General features: G+C 56.7%; 22 protein-coding genes. 13 read left to right on the top strand and 9 right to left on the bottom strand.

Annotated elements, in window-relative coordinates; translation table 11 throughout:
• Complete coding sequence (locus Q31a_RS00800; RefSeq protein WP_145072631.1) at positions 1-1,890, bottom strand: cation:proton antiporter; 1,890 nt, start codon at positions 1,888-1,890, stop codon at positions 1-3.
• A gap of 266 nt (positions 1,891-2,156) precedes the next feature.
• Between Q31a_RS00800 and Q31a_RS00795 the strand changes: the two genes are divergently transcribed.
• Positions 2,157-3,038: a glycosyltransferase family 2 protein gene (locus tag Q31a_RS00795; protein ID WP_145072629.1), complete on the top strand. Its 882-nt coding sequence runs from the start codon at positions 2,157-2,159 to the stop codon at positions 3,036-3,038.
• 122 nt (positions 3,039-3,160) lie between these two features.
• Here the strand turns inward: Q31a_RS00795 and Q31a_RS00790 are convergent, their stop codons facing one another.
• Together Q31a_RS00790 and Q31a_RS00785 are read right to left on the bottom strand one after the other, a co-directional pair.
• Entirely contained in the window at positions 3,161-3,886 is a 726-nt protein-coding gene (locus Q31a_RS00790) for a hypothetical protein (RefSeq protein ID WP_145072627.1), read from the bottom strand.
• A gap of 197 nt (positions 3,887-4,083) precedes the next feature.
• Positions 4,084-5,424, bottom strand: coding sequence for a dynamin family protein (locus Q31a_RS00785; RefSeq protein ID WP_145072625.1), 1,341 nt, complete (start codon positions 5,422-5,424; stop codon positions 4,084-4,086).
• Positions 5,425-5,481: 57 nt separating this feature from the next.
• On the opposite strand from Q31a_RS00785, the gene Q31a_RS00780 reads away from it, so the two are divergent.
• From Q31a_RS00780 to Q31a_RS00770, 3 genes are all read left to right on the top strand, one after another.
• Positions 5,482-5,670 (top strand): hypothetical protein, encoded by a 189-nt coding sequence (locus Q31a_RS00780; protein ID WP_145072624.1) that lies wholly within the window; start codon positions 5,482-5,484, stop codon positions 5,668-5,670.
• A gap of 17 nt (positions 5,671-5,687) precedes the next feature.
• Positions 5,688-7,226, top strand: a complete 1,539-nt coding sequence (locus tag Q31a_RS00775; RefSeq protein ID WP_145072622.1) for an arylsulfatase B — start codon at positions 5,688-5,690, stop codon at positions 7,224-7,226.
• A 99-nt stretch (positions 7,227-7,325) separates the two neighbouring features.
• A complete protein-coding gene (locus tag Q31a_RS00770) occupies positions 7,326-7,841 on the top strand; it encodes a GNAT family N-acetyltransferase (RefSeq protein ID WP_145072620.1) in 516 nt (171 codons plus the stop codon).
• Positions 7,842-7,871: 30 nt separating this feature from the next.
• Here the strand turns inward: Q31a_RS00770 and Q31a_RS00765 are convergent, their stop codons facing one another.
• Positions 7,872-8,255, bottom strand: a complete 384-nt coding sequence (locus Q31a_RS00765) for a hypothetical protein (RefSeq protein ID WP_231691013.1) — start codon at positions 8,253-8,255, stop codon at positions 7,872-7,874.
• 176 nt (positions 8,256-8,431) lie between these two features.
• Positions 8,432-9,538 carry a calcium/sodium antiporter gene (locus Q31a_RS00760; protein WP_231691012.1) on the bottom strand — a complete coding sequence of 369 codons (1,107 nt, stop codon included), beginning with the start codon at positions 9,536-9,538 and terminating at the stop codon, positions 8,432-8,434.
• 347 nt (positions 9,539-9,885) lie between these two features.
• Between Q31a_RS00760 and Q31a_RS00755 the strand changes: the two genes are divergently transcribed.
• On the top strand, positions 9,886-11,184 hold the full coding sequence (locus Q31a_RS00755) for an outer membrane protein assembly factor BamB family protein (protein WP_145072618.1): 1,299 nt from the start codon (positions 9,886-9,888) through the stop codon (positions 11,182-11,184).
• Between the two features lie 165 nt (positions 11,185-11,349).
• On the opposite strand, the gene Q31a_RS29845 is transcribed toward Q31a_RS00755, so the two are convergent.
• Positions 11,350-11,493 (bottom strand): hypothetical protein, encoded by a 144-nt coding sequence (locus Q31a_RS29845; protein WP_197355983.1) that lies wholly within the window; start codon positions 11,491-11,493, stop codon positions 11,350-11,352.
• Positions 11,494-11,578: 85 nt separating this feature from the next.
• On the opposite strand from Q31a_RS29845, the gene Q31a_RS00750 reads away from it, so the two are divergent.
• On the top strand, positions 11,579-12,322 hold the full coding sequence (locus Q31a_RS00750; RefSeq protein WP_231691011.1) for a PAS and helix-turn-helix domain-containing protein: 744 nt from the start codon (positions 11,579-11,581) through the stop codon (positions 12,320-12,322).
• A 197-nt stretch (positions 12,323-12,519) separates the two neighbouring features.
• Here the strand turns inward: Q31a_RS00750 and sugE are convergent, their stop codons facing one another.
• Together sugE and recG are read right to left on the bottom strand one after the other, a co-directional pair.
• The gene (gene sugE / locus Q31a_RS00745) at positions 12,520-12,894 is read right to left on the bottom strand and encodes a quaternary ammonium compound efflux SMR transporter SugE (RefSeq protein ID WP_145072616.1); all 375 of its coding nucleotides are present in this window, start codon (positions 12,892-12,894) and stop codon (positions 12,520-12,522) included.
• A 210-nt stretch (positions 12,895-13,104) separates the two neighbouring features.
• Positions 13,105-15,201, bottom strand: a complete 2,097-nt coding sequence (recG, locus tag Q31a_RS00740) for an ATP-dependent DNA helicase RecG (RefSeq protein WP_145072614.1) — start codon at positions 15,199-15,201, stop codon at positions 13,105-13,107.
• A gap of 375 nt (positions 15,202-15,576) precedes the next feature.
• Between recG and Q31a_RS29840 the strand changes: the two genes are divergently transcribed.
• Complete coding sequence (locus Q31a_RS29840; RefSeq protein WP_197355982.1) at positions 15,577-16,410, top strand: hypothetical protein; 834 nt, start codon at positions 15,577-15,579, stop codon at positions 16,408-16,410.
• Positions 16,411-16,654: 244 nt separating this feature from the next.
• Positions 16,655-17,491 carry a hypothetical protein gene (locus Q31a_RS00730; protein WP_145072612.1) on the top strand — a complete coding sequence of 279 codons (837 nt, stop codon included), beginning with the start codon at positions 16,655-16,657 and terminating at the stop codon, positions 17,489-17,491.
• 73 nt (positions 17,492-17,564) lie between these two features.
• Here the strand turns inward: Q31a_RS00730 and Q31a_RS00725 are convergent, their stop codons facing one another.
• Positions 17,565-18,095 carry a hypothetical protein gene (locus tag Q31a_RS00725; RefSeq protein WP_145072610.1) on the bottom strand — a complete coding sequence of 177 codons (531 nt, stop codon included), beginning with the start codon at positions 18,093-18,095 and terminating at the stop codon, positions 17,565-17,567.
• Between the two features lie 39 nt (positions 18,096-18,134).
• Here Q31a_RS00725 and Q31a_RS31050 point away from each other — a divergent pair, with 39 nt between their 5' ends.
• The 5 genes from Q31a_RS31050 (at position 18,135) to Q31a_RS00705 (ending at position 24,640) form a co-directional block, all read left to right on the top strand.
• Positions 18,135-18,260, top strand: coding sequence for a hypothetical protein (locus tag Q31a_RS31050; RefSeq protein ID WP_261342698.1), 126 nt, complete (start codon positions 18,135-18,137; stop codon positions 18,258-18,260).
• 111 nt (positions 18,261-18,371) lie between these two features.
• The gene (gene bioB, locus Q31a_RS00720; protein WP_145072608.1) at positions 18,372-19,394 is read left to right on the top strand and encodes a biotin synthase BioB; all 1,023 of its coding nucleotides are present in this window, start codon (positions 18,372-18,374) and stop codon (positions 19,392-19,394) included.
• An 18-nt stretch (positions 19,395-19,412) separates the two neighbouring features.
• Positions 19,413-20,360 carry a fumarylacetoacetate hydrolase family protein gene (locus Q31a_RS00715; RefSeq protein ID WP_145072606.1) on the top strand — a complete coding sequence of 316 codons (948 nt, stop codon included), beginning with the start codon at positions 19,413-19,415 and terminating at the stop codon, positions 20,358-20,360.
• A 518-nt stretch (positions 20,361-20,878) separates the two neighbouring features.
• The gene (locus tag Q31a_RS00710; protein ID WP_231691010.1) at positions 20,879-21,457 is read left to right on the top strand and encodes a sigma-70 family RNA polymerase sigma factor; all 579 of its coding nucleotides are present in this window, start codon (positions 20,879-20,881) and stop codon (positions 21,455-21,457) included.
• 3 nt (positions 21,458-21,460) lie between these two features.
• Complete coding sequence (locus tag Q31a_RS00705) at positions 21,461-24,640, top strand: serine/threonine-protein kinase (RefSeq protein ID WP_145072602.1); 3,180 nt, start codon at positions 21,461-21,463, stop codon at positions 24,638-24,640.
• Positions 24,641-24,650: the final 10 nt, after the last annotated feature.

The raw sequence follows: 24,650 nt of genomic DNA, 5'->3' as shown, positions 1-24,650 counted from the left end.
TTAGATCAATCCTGCCGTAGAGGCCTCGTTGGAATCATTCGGTTCGACAGGTTTGGCAACCGCTGGCAGGATGGCAACCACGCTATCCCCCGGAACCGGTTCCAAGTTGGCTTGGGTAGTGCGAATTCGCAATCGTCCGTCGGAGTTGATGGCTCCCAGCAGGATTGCCCCTGGTCCATGCTGCGCTCGGAATGCTTCCATATCAAACGTATCGGTCAGGAGAGTAATCTTTACCTTAGCCCCATCGGCGAACATTTGTTCCAGCACGTGGTGTGTCAGGTCACTTTGAAAAAGCATTCGTCCGCGTCGGTTGTCAGGAATGCTCTGCCAACGCCCGTGCGACTTACCTTGGCTGGGTAGCTGATAAACACTCTCACGTGAAAAAACGTGGGTGTACTCCATGGCGGCCAACGTATTGACTTCATCACTGGGGGTGACGGCAAAGAACCGACCGATGCCCGCCAAATCCTGTTCATCTTGAATGTGTTCCGAGAGAATGTTACCACATTTGGCACTCAAACCAGCCATGCGAGCGGCGGTGACTTTCGCATAGTTGGTATCGATCAACATTACACGAATATCGGCTTTCTGAAGTGCTAAGGCAACTTCCCGAACCCAGGCTGAGGCTCCTGCGAACAGAATTCCCTGCGGGTTGGCGTCGGAGAGTCCCAGTCGGCGGGCTAGGGGAGTGGCTCCAAGGCCACAAATGGTAACCGTCCCAAGAATGACCATGAAGGTTACTGGTGCAAGCAACGCAGCCTTGTCGAAGGAGACAGCATTTTCACCTCCCGCTAAGGCAGCCAACTTGAGCCCAAAAACACTGGCTACCGACGCGGCCACAATTCCACGAGGAGCGATTAGCCCCACGAACAATCGCTCCTTGGCTGGCCACTTGGTTCCGAGCGTTCCCAGGTAGACCGACAGGGGACGTACGACTAATACGAGCAGGAGTACAAAGGGCACCCCCACCCAACCGATATCCGCCAGGGCACTCAACTGCAATCTTGAACCAAGGACAATAAAAAGGCAGCCAATTAACAACACACGCAAGTGCTCTTTGAACTCCAGGACATGCTCCACACTCACGTAGTTCTGATTGGCGAGGCAGATGCCCAAGATGGTCACCGTGACTAAACCGGCCTCTTCCTGCATCCAGTTGCTGACCCAGAACGAAGCCAAGGCAACGACGAGGAAGAACACGCCATGCAAAAAATCGGGAACCCAATAGTGCCGGAGTGCCAACACCAGCAGGACGGCGGCCAAGCAGCCGATGATAATTCCAATGGCCAAGGTCTCGACCACGATGCTGGAGATATCAAAAAAGGTAACGTGCCCGGCATGCCCGACGACTTCGAACACCAACACCGCAGCCACGGCGCCAACCGGGTCGATCAAGATCCCCTCCCACTGCAATATCGAACTCACCCGACGGTTCGGGCGAATCTGCCTCAAGAGTGGACCGACGACTGTCGGCCCCGTGACCATGAGGATCGCACCCAGCAACCATGCGAGTTGCCAACTAAAGCCGAGCATATATTTGCTCATCACGGCCGTGCAAACCCAGGTGATGACCGAAGAAACGGTGATGAGACGGAAGACGATGTTGGCGCTATCTCCCAGTTGATTCCAGCGGAGTGTTAGCCCCCCTTCGAACAGAATGACCGCTACCGACAACGAAACAATCGGGAATAGGAGTTTGGGACCGAAGTTATCTTCGGTGCCTGCCAAATCGCTCAAAATCTGGTCGGGGGAAATCCAAATCCCCAAGCACAGCCCCAGCCCCAGTAGCAGCAGAATGCTGGGAACCTGCAACCGCCAGGCTAGCCATTGCGCCACAATACCCAACAGCGGTACTAGAACCAGAAAAAACGGAAAAAGATGTTCGTGCAAATGAAAATCCTTCGTCACAGCCGAAAAGAGAATTGTAGGGTTAACACTCCATAGCGTACGCCAAGTTGTAATTTAGGCATAGGTTCGGATTGTAGCGTGTATGGGTGAAAAATGGATTTTACCACCATCGCCACAATACGGTTGTTTCGATTCTCGTTGCACCAGCGACTCCCAGCGCAAGACAGCCATTCCCGTTTAAAGGGAGTGCATTTGGCATTGAGCCAGCTTGTGGGCTAAAAGTTCGCATTTGATTTCTGGAGCCCAAGATGGCCAGCCAATCGACGAAACCAGCGGTTCGTCCCCTTCCCACTGCCCACACCTCAGCCCCAATCGCGCCGGCCGAGGGACTCGATTCGATCGAAGAACGGCTGGAACGGACGTTCGAGAGCACCAGCCAACAACTGGCACAACAGGTTGCGTCGACCGACACCACCCCCCTAGCCACTTCCGCGAAGACATGGCCCGTCGAACTGACCGTGGTCATTCCCGTCTACAACGAACCGGTAACAGTGCTGGAGATCGTCACGCGCGTCCAGCAGCTCCCCATTTCCAAAGAAATCATCGTGGTCGATGATGGCAGCAGCGATGCGACGCCGGAAAGCCTCAAAGCACTAGACGGAATGCCTGGCATCACCGTGCTCCACCACCCGGTCAATCGCGGGAAGGGTGCGGCTCTGCAAACTGGATTCGAACACGCGCGAGGGAAGTTTGTGATCGTGCAGGATGCCGATCTCGAATACGATCCGCAGGACATCTTGAAGGTGATCGCCCCTCTGCAAGCGGGCGAAAGCGACGTCGTCTATGGTTCGCGTTACCTGGATGCCCCCGAACAAGATCCCTCTTGGTTGCACCGCTGCGGCAATAAGCTGCTCACGAGTATGTCGAATGCCTTGACTGGCTTTAGGCTGACCGACATGGAAACCTGCTACAAAGCATTTCGCAGCGATGTCCTGAGAGACATCCACATCGAGCAGTCGAGATTTGGTTTTGAACCAGAAATCACTGCCAAGCTGGCACGCCACAAAATCTCGGTCCGCGAAGTAGGTGTTGGTTACAAGTGCCGTGGACGCGACGAGGGCAAGAAAATCGGATGGCGCGACCTGATCAGCACTTGCTATTGCATCGTGCGCTACAGCCTCTTCCGCTAAGGAGGACCGTGGGAACAACTACTGGCGGATAGCCGCCGAACCGCTCCGCCGGTTCGTTCGGGAAAATGCCGACCGGCGGAGCGATCTGGCGACACTCATTGTTCCGACGGGCCTAAGCAATCTCAGAACTGGATGCGAAAGCCGCCGATGGAAATGCTGCGTCCAGACGAGTCGCCTCTCCGAGAACCGCGGCCACCAGGATACTCACCAATGCGTGAGGGACGGGTGTAGGTTGGTCGACTCGGGATCGAGGGCTCAACCCACGTCGGACGCGCCACCCGGTGCTCTTCGTGAACGCTCGACGTTCCCCGAAATTCCAGGGGATACCCCGAGTACTGACGCCTTCCGTAAAGTTCGCTCTCAATTTGCGAAACGAGCGGGAAAGCCTCATGCAGCAAGACTTCCTGCATGTGCTTCAACGTGTGGTAGTCCACCGACCTAGCGCCGCTGCGAAGCTGCCCCTGCAACAAGCGATGGTAGGCGCTGAATAGCGACTTGGCTTCCAGTAGATCCTCTTTGATGTGTCGATCCACTTGCGAAGAGTAGTGCCCCCGCTCAACGGCCTGCGTCAAGATTTCATGCATGTGGACTTTGAGGCTCTCGAGTTGGTCGATATGCGACTCGATGGCCTGAGAGTGGCGATAGTCCTGGGAGAGATCGTGCGTATCATCATGCAAATGCTTGCAGACCTCCTCCAATTGCCCAACGTACGCCGCCAACCTCGCTGCATTCGCCGTTTGATGGTGATAGCTATGGTAGCCGCGATGGTCATGAATCTGAGCGGAAAGCGTACCGACGGTCAGAACCGATCCTGCCAAGGTCGCGATCACTGCGATGAGACGCCGCATAGCACCTCTCCTTTTCTAAAAACTGGTGGGATTACTAGATATGGGTTTAGATAGCACAAGGTATGCCAATCGCCCCACTCGCGTTAAATCCAGCAAATCCCTCAGTTCCCCCGCATATCACCGAGCCCGGACCAACTCACGGCTGTCAAAATGTTGCAGGGTGACATCAAATCGACATCACCAGCCTCGGTATTGCATCATTTTGTTGACTTCAACAAATCGGGGATATCCTTGTCGATCGCGTTATCGAGTTTTCGCAGCCGAGCGGGCCACACGGGAGCTCCTGGGATGATCCGCGGTCCGGCCGAATTGAGAAAAGTGACGGTTCGCGGTCGAACGCTTTCCCAGAGTCCTTCCAGGAACCGGGTATTTTGCTGCGACAGTAGCTTCTTTTGAAAGCTTTCCCGGAAGTACTTGTCGACCAATGCGATATGGTGCTGCAAACGCCACTTCAAGAACTGGGGAGTCAGCACGGCTAGAGCAATCCCCACAATCGCCAAGACGACGCCTGCGGCGAGTCCGTAGGAGTTGCTGCGGGCATACCAAGCCAGCGCCGCACCTCCGAGCGTTAGTAGGAGACTACCGGTCCAGAGGCTGAGTTTCTCAACCAGCAATTTCCAGCCGACGCGTTGACAGACGGTGGCATGGACTTGAAGGCTGCGCGTCGAGTCGAGAAGAGCGCCCACCATATTAGTCCTCCGGCGCTCTCCAACTCGAGATATTTCGGTTTTTAAGTCTCGGGTCGACTTCTCGAATTCCGTCAGCTCAATCGTCTTACTGCGGGGGCGATCGCCTTTGGCGTCGGGCACGAACGTGCAATAAATGTGGGGCATGTCTTTGGTGCGCACGACCCGAGAAAGATTCCAACAGAGCGCACCATAGGTCCGCGCGAAATCCCGCACATCTTCAAAGGTGTCGACCTTATTGAAGACGATCAACAATTTGTACATCGAATCATTGAGCGACTCAGTGATAATCCTCAGGCTCTCGCCCGTCGTCCCTGGCTTGTCAGGATCGAAAAAGAAGACCACCAAATCAGCCGTTTCGGCAAACGCGCGAACCACCGCTTTGAAGTCGTAGCCACGCGACGAATCACGGTGCTCTCCGGCATGGTCGATCATGCCTGGGCTGTCGATGATGCACAGGTTCTTGAGAGTCTCGATTGGGCGGCGTTTCAGCCTTAAATGATCGAGAAATGGCTTGCCAAACTGCTCCAGATCGCGGTAGGGGAGTTGCGGGTCGGTCACGACCGCGCGTCCATCCATGGTCTCCTCGACTGCGCCGTAGGTAATCAGCGTAAAGCTGTCATCCGTGGGGGCCACTCCAGTATCCTGGATGGAGTCGCCAGCCAAGTGGTTGACGAAGGTCGATTTGCCGGACGAGTGGTTGCCGAGGCAGAGCACCGTTGGCATGCCCAACGCGGAACCGGCGGAACCGATGGGGAATCCGAACTTATCAGCAATGGGGCGGAGCAAATGCTCACGGATTTCCTTGATGCGACCTTCTTGCTGCGACAACGGATCGGACTTTTCGTGCATTTTAGACTCGAAGATTTGAAGTATTGAATGACGCCATGCGTGGAGGCATGCGGCAACATGGATTCGCGAAACCTGCGGGGCGGCCACGAGGGTGTCCGGCCGGTCGATCCCCTAGCCCCCATCGATCCTGCAGCGGGGCTCCTGCCTATCCTCAGCATGGTATTCGCAACGGTTGCCGCCAAGTGGGTTTGCCCAACGAACGCCTCCGTTGGACTACAATGCGATGATTCCAAGCCAACGATCTAACCCCCAACGGATGCGCGATGAATCGGTCTCTCGTTTTAGTACTATCGTTCCTGTACGTTTCCTTGGACAGTGTGCTGGAGTCTAGCATGGCGCAACAACTCCAGCCCAGTCGGCCAAATATCGTGATGATTTTGTCCGACGACATGGGGTATGGTCAGCCAGGTTTTACCGGTGGTAACCCTGAACTTACGCCAAATATAGATCGCTTGGCCGCACAAGGAATGCAGCTTACCCAGTTTTATACGCATTCGGTCTGCGCACCCACGCGTGCCGCCTTCCTGACCGGGCGCTATCCCTTTCGCACCTGGAGCGACTGGCGGAGTGAGGATTTCGGTAAGCCCAGCTACCTCAAATCGCTTGGATTGGAGTTGCCAGTGAACGAACTTGGGGAAAAGACGCGGCGCATCCATGCCCTGGATACTGAGGAACGCACGGTGGCAGAGGCCCTGCAGGAAGTGGGGTATTTTACTTCGATTATTGGCAAATGGCACTGCGGAGAATGGCTCAAAGAAAATTTACCGATGCAGCAGGGTTTCGACCATCAGTATGGACACTATGCATGGGGAATCGACTACAACACCTTCCTGATCGAGCACAATGCGCCCGCTCCCTTCCACGTCTACGACTGGCACCGCAACGAACAACCCATTCAAGAAACGGGCTACACGACCGACTTGATCGCCAGCGAATTTGAGCGAGTGCTGGCTCAGCAATCTGAAGAGCGGCCCTTCTTTATCTACGTCCCCTTCAACGCCGTCCACGGCCCCATCAATACGGTGCCGCGTCACACCGACAAGTATTCGGCCAGCGACGCGGCCCTCAAATGCTACGACGAAGCCGTGGGGCGCATCCTGGCCTCCATCGACGCCAACGGGTTTGCGGAGAACACGCTGGTCATCTGCACCAATGACAATGGTGGCCTAACCGAAGCCAGCAACAAACCGTGGCGCGGTACAAAGAACACGACCTTTGAAGGAGGAGTGCACGTGCCCTGCATCATGCGTTGGCCCGGAATGACGGTGCCAGGAAGCCACCGGGATGGCATGATGCATATCACCGACTGTTTTGCGACCTTCGCAACATTGGCAGGCAGCACGCTGGAGCAACCCCGCCCCCTCGACAGCTTCAATATGAGTGAAATGCTGTTTGCCGAGGCTGCCAGCCCCCGAACCGAAATCGTCTACGAGGTGTCCGGTAGTGTGCGAGTACCAACGCTCCGTCAAGGTGATTTCAAGTTGATGGGAGAGCTGCTATTCAATTTAGTCGACGACCCAGCCGAAACGACCGATGTCGCTGCGCAGCATCCCGAACTCGTCCAACGCATGACCGCGCGACTGCAGGAGCTGGGCAGTCAACGACCTCCGCTCGGCGACAAACCGTTGTTAATGACCCCAGCGCTCCCCTACGTATACGGCGAAGCAGAGGCCAAACATCCTCCGCAATGGTTGATTGAAGCGGTCGACCAAGCTCGTGCGTTGCAACCCCAAGAATGGCCCGAAGGCAAAACGCCATGGCCCCAGGCGCCCGAGGGAATTAGCATCGATTACTCGAAGTGAGCCCGTGACGCGGCGGGTTAATATTTCAACAGCCCGTGAAGAGCCGCATACCGCGACTGGTACCCCTAGAATTTCAGCAGTAGAAAGCGATTAACCGAGATGCCAGAGAATGTCCCAAGCTCCAACACACCACTCTCGCGCTCGACCGTCAAACCCGAAGTGGCGCAGTTGGTGATCCGCCATGCCACCCTGGCGGACGCAGCAAAGATTGTGGATTTCAACTGCGCAATCTCGCGTGAAACCGAAGGCAAAGAGCTCGATCGCGAGGTGGTTGCTAGAGGGGTTGCCCGCGGAATTCGCCAAGGCGATGAAGTCACCTACTTCGTAGCGGAAGCTGACCAGGACTTAGCCGGCTGCTTGATGCTAACGCGTGAGTGGAGTGACTGGCGGGATGGATGGCTGGTATGGATCCAAAGCGTCTACGTCACCCAGGAGTTTCGTGGTCGCGGCGTCTTTCGGCGACTGCTCGAGACGGCAACCGAACGCGTGCAACAAGATCCGGATGTCGTGGGCTTGCGACTCTATGTTGAAGTCGAAAATGAAAGAGCCCAGCAAGTCTATCGCAAAACGGGCTTCCAAGACCCCAACTACAAAGTGCTCGAAAAGCTATTCTAGTGCGCTCATGAGCTCCGAATCGGATGGGGCTCAAGGCCGAGGAAATCCCCAACTGGCAGCTAGCGCATCGGCGGCATCTTCCGGATCGGAGATCGCATCCCAACCGCCGTTTCTCAAATATGCATGCGCAAATTCATGGGCGATGATGTAGAGTGAAAAAGCTTCGGGCGCGTCAGCCAGCTTACTGCGGAGGACGACACAGCGACTGACCGCACTGCCATGCTCTGGCAGATTCATGAACATCCGCCATCCGCGGCCAGGCACAAAGTCTTCCAACGTGACACGGAAGGTGTCATCCGCGGTAAAGTCGATTTGCACGTTCTGAGGCAGTGCTTGCAGAACGTCCATCACGCGCACATCGAGCGGGCTACAGCCGCGAAAGGGCTCTACATATTCAGTGAATTTTTGCAACAAGTTGGTGAGGTCCCTGCAGGCTCGATGGAGGATGGGCGACTACTGGCGAACGCCGGCGAGATCTAAATCGCCAACAAGATGCCCAGTCTGCCAGTGATACAACCTGCCAGCGGAACGCCAGCCTGTCAACCATGCCGCCCCACTCGCAGAGTTCGAAACTCACGCGCGGCTGCCACTCACGGCAGACTTTCGGCGGACTGGCGATTGCGACGCGCCCAAACAAGGGATCCAACGAGCGTCAATAGCGTCAAGGGAACCACCACGTAAGCCAGAATCGATGCGAACCACGTACCATGCTCTGGATAGGTCTCCGACAAGACGATCAACAAGGTGTAGGCCACGTAGTAGAACAGTAGCAATCCTCCTTCCCAACGGGCAATGAGATTCCCAGTCAGAAAAATAGGGAAGCAAACCACCGCCACCGCCACCATGACTGGAATGTCAAATTCCAGTGCATCCTTGGCAATCGCAATGCCTTGCGGCGAAATGATGCTGCTCAACCCCAGCACGCAAAGAATGTTGAATAGATTGCTACCAATCACATTGCCGACAGCAATATCGCGCTCCCCTCGCAAACTGGCAACAACCGAAGTCACCACTTCGGGCAGCGAGGTCCCGGCCGCCACGATGGTCAGACCAATAATCAACTTGCTAACGCCCAGTACGGTGGCGATCTTCACTGCGCCGCCAACCAACCAATGGGAGCCGAAGCCCAACAGCACCAGTCCCACAATCATCAACGAGATTTGAATGCTGCGACGCGACGTCCATGTGCTGGGTTTAGGCAGCTCCTGCGCAAATTCCTGCACCACCGCAGCGGACTCGTGGCGACTCTGCCGAATGCAAAAGACGATGTAACCCAGCAGCGACACAAACAGGACCGCACCTTCCCAACGCTCAAGACGCTGATCCAAGCTGAACCCCCACAGCGCAAGAGAGGCACCAATCATGATGGGCACGTCGGCTCGGATCAACTGACTGGAAACGACCAACGGGGTAACCACCGCCGCCAATCCCAGGATCAACAGGATGTTAAAGATATTACTACCCACCACATTGCCGATTGCCACATCCGCATTGCCGGTTAGTGCGGCTTGCAAGCTAACCCCCAACTCAGGCGCGCTGGTTCCGAAAGCGACCACCGTCAATCCGATGATTAGAGGAGAAATGCGGAGCGCGGTTGCTAGCAGCGAAGCGCCGCGAACCAGCAATTCTCCGCCGATCACCAATGCCACTAGCCCACCGATAATTCCGAGAATCGCCCAGCCGATAGACATATCCATGACGAACAGCCCCCTTTTTGAGGAAAACGCCAACACTACACCTGAAGCAACTCCAACCCGTTTCAGAGCGACCGGAGAGACACGTCGCACCACTCGGCCAGGCTGCTCGGCAGCCAACTGTTAGATTCTCGCTAGTAGTTTCTCGCCGACTACGCACAGACCGTTGGTGGGTGTGGTTATATCGCAAACAACGGGGATCGCTAGCGGTCTTGGGCGTCCCCAAGCGGAATGAGTTCTCAGCTACCATCAGCTTCGGTTGGGCCCCGGCAAGCGTGCGTTTCGACAGCTCCACACGTTTGCTAGACTATCGATTCCCCTGTGCCAGTCCGTTCTTCTGAAGTTGGATCATGCGAAAACATAAACTCCTGCCACTCTTCATAGCGTTGCTCCTCTCATGCACCACGGTACTGGCCGACAATTGGGCTCACTGGCGAGGCCCAACGGGGAACGGCACCGCACCCCATGCGACTCCGCCTCTCCATTTCAGCGACACCCAAAATGTGAAATGGAAAGTGCCCATTCCTGGCCGCAGTTCGGGCTCGCCAGCAATCTGGGAAACGCAGGTGTTTGTGGTCACGGCTGTCTCCACCACCGATCCGGCTACACCGGGCCAAGATGGACGGCAGCGAGGAGTCGCGACGCCCAACCTGGCCTTTAAAGTCCTGTGCTTCGACCGTGAAACGGGCAGTCTTCAGTGGGAGAGAACGGCCATCACGGCCACTCCCCATCAAGATACCCATGTGACGAACAGCTTCGCTTCGGCCTCTCCCTGCACCGACGGCGAGCGAGTTTATGCCTCCTTCGGCTCCCAGGGGCTTTTCTGCTATTCGACAACCGGGAACCTAGTTTGGAAGCGTACCGATTTTGGCCCCATGCGAACGCGACTCAGTTTCGGTGAGGGGAGCTCCCCGACTCTGGAGGGAAACCTGCTGCTCCACCCCTGGGACCACGAGGGGCAATCCTACCTGTATGCGATCGACAAGTTGACTGGGGAAACGGTCTGGAGAACCGCGAGAGACGAACCGACCGCTTGGTCCACACCGCTGGTGGTCGACCATCAGGGACGAAAACAGGTTGTGCTGAACGGCCAGAATTTCGTGCGATCCTACGACTTGAAGACTGGTCAGGAATTGTGGCGGTGCGCGGGGCAGACGGAACGTCCGGTGTCCTCAGCGGTTTTCGATGGAGAACACGTGATTGTGGGAAGTGGTTATCGTGGTGCGTTTGTGGGAGCGTTTAAACCCGATGGCCATGGAGACATCGGCGGGACCGACAAAGTGGCCTGGACCATTGAGCGCGACGCACCCGATATCGGCTCACCCATGCTCAGCGAAGATCGCCTCTATTTCTACAAGGGCAAGTCGGGCTTGCTCAGCTGTGTCGATGCCAAGACTGGAAAATTCCATTATTCAGCGGAGCGGTTGCCGGGCCTTGTGAGCACTTACGCCTCCCCCGTGGCTGCTGACGGCCGGGTCTACTTGACCGATCGCAGTGGCGTCATCGTCGTCATCGAAGATTCCCCCAAGCTCAAGATCTTAGCGACCAGCTCCATGCGCGAAACGGTCGATACGACACTCGCACCCGTCGACGACCAGATCTTCATTCGTGGCGAAAACCATCTGTTTTGCATCGAGTCGCAGGAATAGCTGGCTACCCTACTCAGCCTCTAAACCAGGGCCCCGTTGAGAGTTTCCTCGAGCGGGCTGCTTGTGACCGGTGCGGCGAACAGAAAGGCGGGAAGGACCAAATTGCCCCTTGGTCCTCCCGCCGGACACTACTGCCCCATGAGGCTCGGGTCAGCAGTGTACATTTCAATTCCGCCCACTGGCATCCAGCGTGGGAAGATCCGTTTGGGCATCGTTCGCGTCCAGAAAACGCCCGCCCAAGCCCCCACGCTGAGTTCCATCGGGCTTATTATCGGGCGTTCGCGGCAACTCGAATATGAGCGGATTCATCCATTTTGGTTAGAATTGCTTCCGAGACCCCCTTTTTCGACGCCGTCGGAACGAAGTTGCTCCACCAACACCTTCGAGCTGCAAGATGCCATCTCCTAACGCGAATCTCCAATCCACCAACCGCTTACTCCCCAGTGGAAAGACGATCCGGCAAGACCCACCGGACCTCCCGCCCATGTCGGTGTGGAATGCTCTTTCCTGCACGCCAGGGATCGGCGTTAGCATCACGGATGCCGAGGGCCGCCTCCTGTTCGTCAACGATACCGCCATGCAACTATTCTCCCAGGAATTGGAGGTCGAGTACCGAGGCAAACACATTGCCGACTTCCATCCACCCGACTTCGTCCAAGAGCGGCTGGGGATGATCGCACAGGTCCTGAACAGCCAGCATCCGCTAGCACTCAGCCACATTTATCACGGGCAACGCATTGCTTCGACCGTCTGGCCGATCTTAGATTCTCGACCGCCACACAACCGAGTGATCGTGATCTCGCGTCTGATCACAGGGAAGGAGTGCGTTCAAGTTGAAAATCAAGAGATCGGCAAGATCAACACCAAGTTCATTGACTTGGGCCCCTTGTCCGTGCTGACCCGTCGGGAGCTCGAGGTATTGATCCTGCTTGGGCAAGGAATCAATGTACCGCGAACCGCCACCATCTTGCATCGCAGTCCCAAGACGATTCAACGGCACAAGGCGGCTATCAGCGAAAAGCTCAACCTCCGCGGACATGCCGAACTGGTCGCCCTCGTCAGTTCGCTGGGATTGCAGCTGAGCGACGCCCACCTCAAACGCCTTCCTCGCAAGCTCTCTCCACTGAAACGCACCTGAGTGAGCCTGAGTGAGCCTGAGTGAGCCTGAGAGAACCTGAGAGAACCTTGCGAACCGATCTTCTTCTCGGCTGCAGAATCCCACTTTGCAGAAAGAGAAGGCGCAGGAAGAGAAGTTGGCACGCCGCGAGCGAGTCCCTTCGCGGCACCACGCTCACGGCACCACACTCACGGCTTGGAGCGGGCAAACCGCTGACTTCAGTGTGACTCGATAACCGCCGAATCAGGCTCGGCAGGAGAATCGAGTTCCGCGTTCTCGGCCGTCGAGAACTTGAGGCCGATGATGCCGGTAACAATTAAAGCCACACACAGCAAACGCATCGAATTCGCCGCTTCACCGAACAGAAAAATGGCGAGCGTCACGGTCCCGATGGCACCAATCCCCGTCCACACCGCATAGGCGGTTCCGAGCGGCAGCGAACGCACCGCGACCCCTAGCAAAACGAAGCTAATCGTCAGGGATACGATGGTGAAAACAGACGGCCAAAACTGCGTAAACCCCTGACTGTACTTCAGACCAATTGCCCAGCCGATCTCGAACAAGCCAGCTAAAAAAAGAATCAACCAAGCCATGTGGCACCTTCCTCAATCGTTGCGGGGTCGTCCCCGCCGAGCGAGAATTCAGATAGGGTCGTCCCTTCCGAAACTTGTATGCGTCCGATGGTACCTCCTGCTTTGGTGGGCACAAGTAGGACGGCCAGCGGGCACTCCCTATCTGGCAGATCCTATTCCTTATTGGCGTGACAAGTCCCTCTACTCGGACAGAGCCGGGCCCCGATCCGGCTATCCAACATCTCCCAACTGCATGGACTCGCCATAGCGTCTCAGCGTCTGTTGCTTCAGCTTGGCAAACGCTGGCGACTCCATGTTCGGATCTTGCTGAAGGATTTCGCGAGCGACTTCCTGGGCCAGGGCCACCCACTGAGCATCGTCCACTAGATTCGCAATGCGCAGCGGCGGAAGCCCACTCTGCGAGGTGCCGAGGAGGTCTCCCGGGCCTCGGAGTCGCAGATCCATTTCGGCCAATTCGAAACCATCATCGCTCTGCTCGAATGCCTGCAAGCGAGCATTATCCTGCGGCTCGCATCCCGACGTGGGCACAGCGCAAACAAAGCCGGCATGAGTCCCGCGCGAGACTCGACCTCGCAGCTGGTGCAATTGACTGAGCCCAAGGCGATTGGCATCTAGAATGGTCATCACGGTCGCGTTGGGAACGTCGATGCCCACTTCGACCACGGTGGTAGCGACCAGGATATCCAGATCACCGCTGGCGAACTGCTCAAGCACGGACTCCTTGTCGGCTCCATCCATTCGGCCATGCAACAAGCCGACCGCACGATGCCCGAACACTTGCTTGCGCAGGTGTTCATAGAACCCCTCGGCACTCGCCACGTCACTCTCCGGATCGACCTCGGCAACGCGCGGCGCAATGACGTAGGCTTGGCGTCCCTGCTTTAATTGCTCTTCGACAAATCTCCACCAGGAGTCGAGTGAATCCTTGGGGGCGACATAAGTGTGCACGGGAGCGCGACCGGGCGGCTTGCTTCGAATCGTCGAGACATCGAGATCTCCGAAAGCAGTCATTGCGATGGTGCGTGGAATGGGAGTCGCACTGAGCACCAAGTAGTGAGGTTGAGAGGCATCGGTCCGCAGTTTGGCGCGCTGCATCACCCCGAACTTGTGTTGTTCATCGACGATTACTAAACCGAGTTGATGGAACACGACTTCATCGGAAAGAATGGCTTGCGTCCCCACCAGCAGGTCGACTTCACCGCTGGCCACGCGTTCGATCGTCTCGCGGCGCTGGCGTGTGCTGAGGCTCCCCGTGAGCAGTGCGACGCGGACTCGGCTGCTTGCCAGGCTGCGGTCGAGCGTGCCAGCATGTTGGCGGGCGAGCACTTCGGTCGGAGCCATCAAAGTTGCTTGACAGCCGTGAGCCACGCACAGCAGCATGGCGTACTGGGCCACGACGGTCTTACCGCTCCCCACATCTCCCTGCAGCAAGCGGTTCATGGGAATGTCGCGAGCCATATCGCGGCCAATCTCCGCCACCGAAGTCGCTTGGTCTTGGGTCAATTGAAAAGGCAAGCGATTGAGAATTCGCGAATGAATCTTGCCGCTCGGCTCGCACACGGGGGCCTTGGCTGAGCCTTCGCGTGCTGCTCGTTGCAGGCTGAGAGCCAATTGCAGCACGAGTAACTCTTGCGCCTTAAACCGAGCCTGTCCCTGCTCGGCCTCAGCCAGCGAATCGGGAAAGTGAATCGCATGCAGAGCGGAAGCAATATCGAGCACGCCCAGTCGTTCGCGCAACTCGGTAGGCAGCACTTCTTCGATCAACGGGATTAAATCGGGCAAAGACTCCTGCATGATAAACCGCATTCCCGCTGCCTTGAGTCCCTCGGTGAGCGGGTAGATGGCTAGCGGCCTCCTGCCCTCAGGGACTTCATCCGCTTCTAAGAGGCGAATCTGGGGTTGGACCATTTCCCAATTGAGCACGGTAGAGCGCGGCAAGCCGGTCGCGGTTATCCGAGTCCCCGGCTTGAGCGAATCTTTGCGGAAGGGCTGGTTAAACCACAACAATCGCACGAAGCCCCCACCGTCGGCAGCGATCTGGACGCCCAGCATGTGCTTTCCATTCTGAGTTACCCGTTCATCGAGCTCCTGGACGGTTCCCACAAAGGTCACTTGGGTGCCATTGGTAAACAGCTCTACGCCTTGGATCGGCGCGGGCGCCTCGTAGGCCCTGGGGAAGAAGAACAGGAGATCCATCGCGCGATAGATCCCCAGCCGCCCCAAGAGCGGCGCGCGCGACATCCCCACGCTTTTGAGGAACCGCACCTCCTGCAGCAAATCCTGGCGGGTTGGGTTGGCTGTGCTCATCGTCGCCTCACGAACAAACAAATTGCATACGCAAATTTACCAGTGCAATCCCCACAAAACTCACCAACCACCCCCTCGGACCATGTCTCGATTGAGTATATTCGATTCGCGCGTGCGCTGGCAGGCTGTCCCCGCTGCGCCACAGCCGCCACCTTTTCCCGCATGAATTGTCGCCTTTCTGGCAGGTTTACGCCAATTTTTGACTGCAAACGAAACTTTTTTCCTACTTATCGGTTTGAATTCAGTGTATCCCGAGAGTGCTGACGACTCTCCAACCGCACCAGCGGAATAGCTCGGTCAGAAACCATAAACTCTGCAGAAGTTAATTGCTTTTCTACGCTTCTGCCCAAATCACCCCAAGAAGGAACCCAACAAATGAAGTTACGAATTCTCGGCGCATTGAGCCTAGCACTCTGCGTTTGCTTCGCATCGGCAGTCGAAGCCCAGCAAGATGGTCAGCGAGGCCAACGTGGCCAGCGCGGCCAAGGTGGTCCTGGAGGCCCCGGCGGTGGTGGACGCGGCGGATTCGGCGGACCTGGTGGCGGAAGCATGGGTGGCGCCCTTGACCTACTGGGCCTACTGCGAATGGAAGAAGTCCGGGCTGATGTTGGAATGGAAGAGGCAACCTATGAAGCGGTTCAAGCCGCACAGCCCAGCATGCGCGAATTGTTCCAAATTCGGGATGAAGCCGAACGCACTGCCAAGCTGAAAGAGATGAACACCAAGGCTCAAGAAACTCTGGACGAAGTCCTGGCACCTAAACAGCAAAAGCGATTGATGGGACTGTTGGTCCAGCAAAGGGGGCTCATGGCCGCTACGAACGAACTAGTCGCCAAAGAAATCAAGCTTGACGAAGCTGGCATCAAGAAGGTCACCGAGGCCGCGACCAAAGCTGGCGAAGGCATGCGCGAGAAGATGCGTGAAATGTTCCAAGGTGGAAACCGCGAAGACATGACTCGCGAAAAGATGGAAGAAATGCGAGCTTCAGCACAGAAGGATGTTGATGCAGCCATTGGAGCAGTCCTGACTGCAGAACACAAAGCTGCCCTGGAAGCTCTCAAGGGCGCCAAGTTTGAGTTCCCTGAAGCTACGGGTGGTGGACGTGGCGGCGCTGGTGGCGGCCGCGGCGGAGCTGGCGGTGGCCGTGGCGGACAAGGTGGACAAGGTGGCGGCCGACAACGCGGTGCCCGTCCCGGTGCTGATAACTAAATCGATGGCTCGACCCGTCGAGCCTCGAAAGCTCAACCTCTTCCGGCCTCGTCCCCAACGGGCGGCCGGGAGCGGCAGAGCCTCCATTCATCTCGCTCAACAAACAGACCGATAGATAGTCTTGATAATTCGTGGTAAATCAATGTCCAGTCCCCCCTGCCAGCTCGGCCCTGCGGGGACTCTTGCTCAGCGGGCACCGGACACTCATTTACCGCATGACACTTCGCAAGGGGGGAGCAGCATCATGAATCTTTGGCGAACCACAACGCAAGTGGCCTGCGCACTGCTACTCATTGCAAGCCACCCCATTGCAAGCCAACTCCATGCTCAGTCACGACGTGGCCCAGATCCATTTTTCGATACTTTACGCGAAATCCACTACGACAATCCCGATAACGAGATCCTGGAAGTCCTACGGCACGAAATCGTCCGCGAAGCAATCGGATTGAAAACCGAGGATTGGAATGCGGTCCGCCAAAACATCAGGGAAAGCATGGATTCGGTCTTCAAACTCCGCAATGAGCTGCGAAAGCAGCAGCCCCAACTGTCTCAGACACAGCTGAAGCAGAAGCTGGTTGAGACCATGCAGCCCTATCAAGAAAAGAACTTTCAGCTGTTGAAGGAGAGATCCGATTTCCAGCGGTTGATCGGTGTCTACGTTCAAACGCGTAATTTTCGCTCGGCAGCCACGAATATCGTCGCCAAAGAAATTGGCCTGGAGGGGAACGCCCTGATTGAATTCCGGGAGAAGAAGGCGGAATTATGGCATCAGAAGATGGAGGAGATGCGCCGGAAACTGGGAGACAACATTCGCAACCCTGGCGACAACCAGCGGGGGCCAAGCAACCTCTTGTTCGAGAAAGCTGAAAAGGACATCGAACTGGCCCTCAAACGCGAACTAACCCACGATCAGCGCCAAAAGCTGGAGGCGCTCAAGGGCGAGCTGATTGAACTCCCCGAAGCCAAGCGCCCCGGTCCGCCGAATCGTGGAGCCGAGGGACGGGGGCCAGAGGGACGTGGCCGTGATAACCGCGGCCCGAGCCCTAAAGATTGCCCGGATTGCGAGTGCCCCCCGTTCTAACGGAATCTCCCCCAAGCTCGGTGGCGTGATGCAGCACCGCATGGCGGCGGTCGCCATGGATCGCCCTGGCGAACTACGCGGGCTTCTTATTGCACGCGCTAGCGATTTTGCAGACGGCACAGCCCCCACGACTACCACAGCCGTTGACGGCTTTCTCGGTGCCACAGCCTGGGCCACAGCCGTGCTCAAGCAACTTCGCAAACTTGCTGTCCCGAACCCGCTCCTCGTACAGCGAAACGAGATGATCCAAATACTCCTGCACTCCGTCGTCGATCTCCGACAAAAAATGAAAATAGAGCGTCTTCCCATCCAACAGGGGCTCCACCTCCAGGAGTGTCGCATCAATTCCTTGAGAGTTGAGCCAATCGCAACAGCCGCTATGGGCGTCTCGGCCCAACCCCTGCAGGTGCCCCCACAGCATTTCGTCCTCAGGGGCCATCTTTCTCAGTATTCGTCCATCCGCTAAGTCGGCTGTCCCGCCTCCACTGCGAGCCGGCCCGAGTACCGTCCCCAACTCCAGCCCCCGCGAGGTACGACAAACCGCTCGGGTTCCTCGCCGCACTAGCACGTCCTCATCCAGTCGGAACCGGCCAACGTGCCCCATACATCCAACTCTCACCAAATACAAAAGCAGTTCTCCTGAGTGAGTTTACGAATCACCGAATCGCAAATTTCTATCGATGGAAAATCAAGGTTGCCGACGAGCGCGGGGCAGGGCACCAATGCGGCTCACAGCGACGCCCCCCTCGAACAGACCGCTTCGGCCTAGGAACGATGTTCATTGTATAATATTTTGGCTATATTAGCCGACCGGCAACGTGCGTCGCACTGCTCATCCTGGCATTTTCACCCCCAAGTTCCTTGGCCGCAACGATCTAGCATGATTTCAGACCTAAGTTCAACCCTGGCAACAGACAGTCGTTGGCACCAACTGGCCCTACAAGTCCTTGAGGGTAAGCATATCACCAGCGTACAGGCAGAAGAGATCCTGCGCACCTCGGACGACGAACTGCTGGAATTGCTTGCCGGAGCCTACCGCTTGCGCCACAAGCATTTTGGCAAATCGGTTCAGCTCTACTTCTTGGTGAATGCCAAGAGTGGGCTCTGCCCAGAAGATTGCGGCTACTGCTCACAGTCCAAACTCTCCAAGGCCCCGATCGACAAGTACCGCATGCTCTCCGCCGATCAGTTGCTCGACGGAGCACGCCTGGCCGCTGAGCGTGGTTCCAAAACATACTGCATTGTCATCAGTGGTCGTGCACCAAACGAACGAGAAATGACGGCGGTCGAGATGGTCGTCCCGCAAGTCAAAGAGAAATACGACCTGAAGATCTGCGCTTGTCTGGGGCTGCTCAACGATACCAACGCGCAGCGTCTTAAGGCCTGCGGCGTAGACCGTGTGAATCACAACCTGAATACCGGCAAAGAACACTACGACAAAATCTGCTCAACGCACACCTACGAAGACCGCGTCGACACCTTGAAAAATGTCCGTTCCGCAGGACTGGAATTGTGCAGTGGCGGCATCATCGGCATGGGGGAAACGCCCAGCGATCTAGTCTCCATGGCGATGGAATTGCGAGAATTGCAAGTCGAATCGATCCCCTTGAACTTCATGCATGCCATTGAGGGCACACCGCTTGAGAAGGAGGGGAACTTGACCCCTCAAGATTGCTTGCGAGCTTTATGCATGATGCGATTTGTAAATCCAGCCAGCGAGCTGCGGATTGCAGGCGGCCGCGAGAAGCACTTGCGTTCCCTGCAACCACTGAGCCTGTATGTTGCCAACAGCCTGTTTGTGGGCGATTACCTGACCACCAAGGGACAGCCTCCCGAGTCCGATTATCAGATGATTGCGGATCTTGGATTCGAGATCACTCGCACCGAGTTTGATTCACCGTAGCCTTCGAGGACAAGATCGATGAAGCTGTGCCGTTTTCAACAAGCTGGGGCCGCACGCTGCGGTCTCTATCATGAGCATTACGTGTTGCCGCTCGATGATCTAGCAGCAGCCGAGGGTGAAAAGGTGGTTGCCGAAGCGATCCATGGTGGCGAGCTTGAACGCCTCCTCCCGAGTGACTCTCCCTCCTGGCGGACGCTCACCGATTTAGTGCAAGAGTCCGAGCAGAATCCGATTCTGGCACGCCTGGCCATTCCGCTCACAGAAGTCACGTTGCTACCACCTATCGCCCGGCCTCCCAAGCTCCTGCTGTTGGCCGGAAACTATGCGGCCCATGTCGAGGAGTCGGGGGAGATCGCGGCTGAGCGCGAACGCACCTTCCCCTATGTCTTCATGAAACCCCCGTCGACGACGCTGATCGGTAACGCGCAGCCCGTCGTCTTGCCCGCGCAATCCTCCGAACGAATCGACCACGAAATCGAACTGGCCGTCATCATCGGGCGCAAGGCTCGCAATGTGAACGCCTCCGAAGCGCTGAGCTTCGTGGCTGGATATACGATCATCAACGACATCTCCGATCGTGGTTTTCGTCCCAATCCGAATCGACAAGAGCGGCCGCGCGACAAATTCTTCGATTGGCAGCATGGTAAATGGCACGATGGCTTCTGTCCCTGCGGCCCCTGCCTCGTCACCGCCGATGAAATCCCCGACCCGCAGACGCTACAGCTGGAATTGACGATTGACGGCGAAGTGAGGCAACAGTCCACCACGGCAGAGCAGGTGTTCTCGATCGCCCAAGTCATCGAATTTCTGTCGACGTGGATGACCCTCGAACCAGGGGATATTATCTCAACCGGCACCCCTGCTGGAGTCGGAAATGCAAGTGGAAAATACCTGCGGGCCGGACAAACCATGCAAGCCAAAATTTCTAGCATCGGTATCCTGACCAACCCCATTGTCGCCCAGTAGTTCGCAACAATCGCCCTGGCCATTCTCGCTATTGCGGCGGTGAGTTCCCTAGAAAGCACAGGTGATCCTCGCTGCGATCCCCTGAGCTACAAGGGCCCGCATGTGATAGTCGCCCACAAACCACCCGCGTGCAAAAACCTCGCTTTCAAATTTACAATCTACACCTTAGCTTTTTCAAACCTTCTGGCGGACAGCCACGCGGCAAACAGTCGGTGCCCCTTCCCCTGTCTTCTAACTCACATTTTCCCGTCCCACAGCTTCCTGCCCATTCCGCCCCGAGAGTCTATCCCTGACAACCGAACGGAACACCGAGGCTTGCCAAGTGCACCAGCCGCCTAGGGAAGCCTCCCTTGCAATGCGAGCAACGTAGCTGCTGGCTGGCTGCTTGCTCCTCCCGCGCCTCAGACAATGCACTCGCCGCCGCGCAAAAGTCTTGTCCTGCCACCCAATTCGACACTTCTCGCATTTTCTCTGTAACAATGGCAGTTGACCTGTGTGTTGTTGTTAGGAGAAATCATTTGCAAGGTCCCGAAACACGAGCATCTTTGATTGGCAAACTGCGCGTTCCAGCTTCCCAGGAAGCCTGGACCGAGTTTGTTGAACTTTACCGACCGCTAGTGATTCGGGTGGCTCGCGCCAAAGGGCTGCAGCACGCCGATGCCGAGGACTTGGCGCAAGACGTGCTGGCCACGGTTGGCCGGGCTGTCGACTCTTTCGATCCTGCCGCAGAAGGTTCCTTTCGAGGCTGGTTGTTCAAGATTACTCGCAATTTGTGCATCAATCACCTGACTCGCGGTCGTGGGCCGATTGGTTCAGGGGATAGCGACGTGCAGCGGATACTCCTCCAACTGCCAGCCGACGAGGCTACTGTGACTCTGTTTGCAACGGAGCACCGTCGAATGCGATTTCGTCAAGCTGCGGAAGCGTTGAAGCCTAGTTTTCAAGAATCGACTTGGCTCTCGTTCTGGTGGACGACGGTGGAAGGGCGTTCCATTGAATCGGTCGCCGAAGCACTTGGCAAGACGAATGGCAGCGTGCGCGTGGCGCGGTGCCGCGTGCTCGCGAAACTGAAAGAAGCCCTTCAACAACAGGACTAAACCATGATCGCACGCTACCACTACGACGATGAAACCCTCGGCAGCCTTCTGCTCGATCACCCGACCGATCGACCATCCGAGTTGGCCGAGCATGTCGAAACCTGCGAGACGTGCCAGGAGCGACTGGAGACTCTAACGCAAGAGGGACTAAGCTGGGAGGAAGCGGGCGAGTTTTTGAGAAACGACCTCCTGGACGAAGCGGATGACCTATCCAGCGGTCCGCTCGACGCCCAGCCAGACAACACCTTCCTACAACCGAGCGAGCACCCCGGCTCACTCGGCAAGTTTGGTCGGTATGAGGTCATGGAATTTCTTGGCCGCGGCGGGATGGGCATCGTCATGCGCGGCTACGACCCAGCCTTAAATCGCTACTCGGCGGTCAAGATACTGGCGCCAGAATTGGCCAGCAGCGCGGCGGCTCGCAAGCGGTTTTCACGCGAGGCCAAGAGCGCCGCCGCAGTCGTCCATCCCCACGTTGTCCCCATTCAGACAGTCGATCAACATGCGGGCTTGCCCTACTTGGTCATGCCAGTCGTGGAGGGCAAGAGCTTGCAACAACGAGTCGATCAAGAGGGGCCACTACCGATTCTCGAGGTCGTGCGAATCGCCTCTCAAATCGCCGATGGCCTCGCCGCCGCTCACGCTCAAGGCTTGATTCATCGCGATATCAAACCCGCCAACATCTTGCTAGAAAACGGAGTGGAACGCGTCCAGATCACTGACTTTGGACTGGCTCGAGCGGCTGATGACGCCAGCATGACGCGTAGTGGCGTAATCGCTGGCACCCCTCAGTACATGTCGCCCGAGCAAGCCCACGGCGACGAGATTGACCATCGCAGCGATTTGTTCAGTCTTGGTAGTGTGATCTATTTCATGCTGACAGGCCGCAGTCCCTTCCGTGCAGAGAACACGATGGGCGTGCTAAATCGGATCGTCAATGATCCACCACGGCCGCTGCGTAGCATTCATGCTGAGATTCCCCGGTGGCTGGAACAGATCGTCATGAGATTGCTCGAAAAGTCCCCCGACAAACGCTTCGAATCGGCCGAAGCCCTGAGGCGGACACTAACCCAGCACCTCAATCAACTGCAAGACCCTGCCATCGAAAGAGCGGACCTCAAGCCAGCGTGGTTGGGTATTTCTTCTCCGCCCGCCAAATGGCTCACGCTCGCAAGCATTGCCATCGCAGGAATTCTCGCTTTCACGATTATCGTGCTGCAGACCGAACAGGGGACGATTCGCATCGAGACCAATGACCAACTCGCGCACGCAGTACCAATCGTCATCAAACAGGGCGATGAGATTGTCGAACGCTTGGTAGTCGACAGTCATGGCGCGAAGACAAGGGTGCGCGCGGGTTCGTACAGTATCGAATTCGAAGGTGAAGGCACTTCGTTTCAACTGGATAGCAACCAAGCGACCGTCACGGCCGGTGGAGTCTGGACTACCAAGATCACCCACGAGCCCCAGCAGGCCTCCTGGAAAGACGAGGCTGAACCGAGCTCAGTGCGTGGACAGGCTCTCAATGATGCTCAGCATGGTCGCTACGATGCCTCCTTGGAGAAGATTCTTTGGTGCTGGGACAATGCCGACCAAGCCGACCCGGCCTGGTCAGCAGTGCGTCGCTCCTTCCTACTCGCCGACTGGCTCACCTTGGGTGAAAAACACCCACCAGCACTCGCTAAGCTGACTGCGATTCGCGATGCGTTGGAAACTCGCATCTTGTCCCAAGACCAGATTCGCGTTTCCTTGGACGATTTTGCAGACTTCGCAACCATCAATCGAACGCTTCGCGATGAAGAGCGTACCCATCGAATCTTCGACCAAGTCGCACGGCGCGACCCCGAAGATGCCAAGCGATTAAAGTCCTGGTTGCCTACAGCGAACCGCCAAGCGGAAGAGTCGTTAGCACCCCCACAGGCAAGCCGTCCCCAGGAAACAGCTGAGGCAGGGTCTAGAACCGACAGCGAGAATAAGGGACTCACCGAAGCAGTCTCAGAATTCAATCGACACATGAATGCATACGCAGACTTCGATCAACCGGAGTTGACCGAGCAGGAGGTTCTCACCTGCGCTCTCTGGAATCTGGAGTATCCAGAACAGCTTTCCGAGGAAACCCTCAGAGGACTCAGGACGATTGCCACCGAACGTCGTTTGCCGAGGCAATGGAAATTCGACGCCGGATACAGACACCTGCCACCATTCTCCGCAGGAGTGAATGGCTATCAGATACTCCTCTACGACTACCAACTCCAGTCAATTGTCGAGATCCGGCAACGCTTCCTGAGCGTCCACTCGCCAATGGATCAACCAATCCCCGCGTCCGCTCTCAACACGATTCCCTTGAACGCTGCCATCACGGAGTTCAATGCGATGCACAATACCATCGACGGGATGCGGCAACCACCCATCACCATCGACGAGGTCATCGCCGCGATCACCCACTGGGCATCACGACGCGACGCAGCACCCGTTGATAACGCGACCTTTCAGAGTTTTCTAAACATCGCTCAAACACGAAGCTTGCCCGCGGATGCACAATTCGAAGTCATCCCAAGTTTCGGAACTCAAAACGGTGCCACCTACAACATCTGGTCGGTCCGAATTCGACTACCTTTCCAGTCCAAGCCAGGCAACACCTTTGCATTTACAATCCGTAAGCAATTCATCTCAGCCACAGGTACAGACTCTCCAACAATCCATTGGGGGACACCCGCAGACAATGGATTCCAGGTAGGCGTACGCCTGACACCGACTCAACGAAATTACCAGATCGGCCAAACGCTGGGCACTGAATTCTACTTTCGCAGCATTACCGAAAACACCATCGGGGCGACCTTGCCCAACTGGTTCACCTTCAAGTCGATCGAAGTGACAGACGAGGAAGGAAATGCGGTCGCGATCACCGCGCTACCTCGAGAGCTGATCGTTGGCGGCGTCATGGAAACTCAGGTTGGTGAAAAACCAACTCGAAAAGTAGCACGTCAAACCATTCGCCTAGTGCATGCAGGTGAGCCAGACGGAACGCATGTCACGCTTGGTGCACTCGATTCACGCGCCAACTTTTCGGTCCAAGTCACCCCAGGCGAATCTTACTCAATGCAATTCAAGGTTGCCAACTTCTCGACGCCTGGCGAAGGTGACCTCACCACGGGCAAGATTGAATTCCACGTCATCGATTGAACGGTCCAAC

It is taken from the genome of Aureliella helgolandensis, assembly GCF_007752135.1.
In the GTDB taxonomy this organism is placed as follows: domain Bacteria; phylum Planctomycetota; class Planctomycetia; order Pirellulales; family Pirellulaceae; genus Aureliella; species Aureliella helgolandensis.
This window is presented reverse-complemented; position numbering and strand designations above follow the sequence as displayed.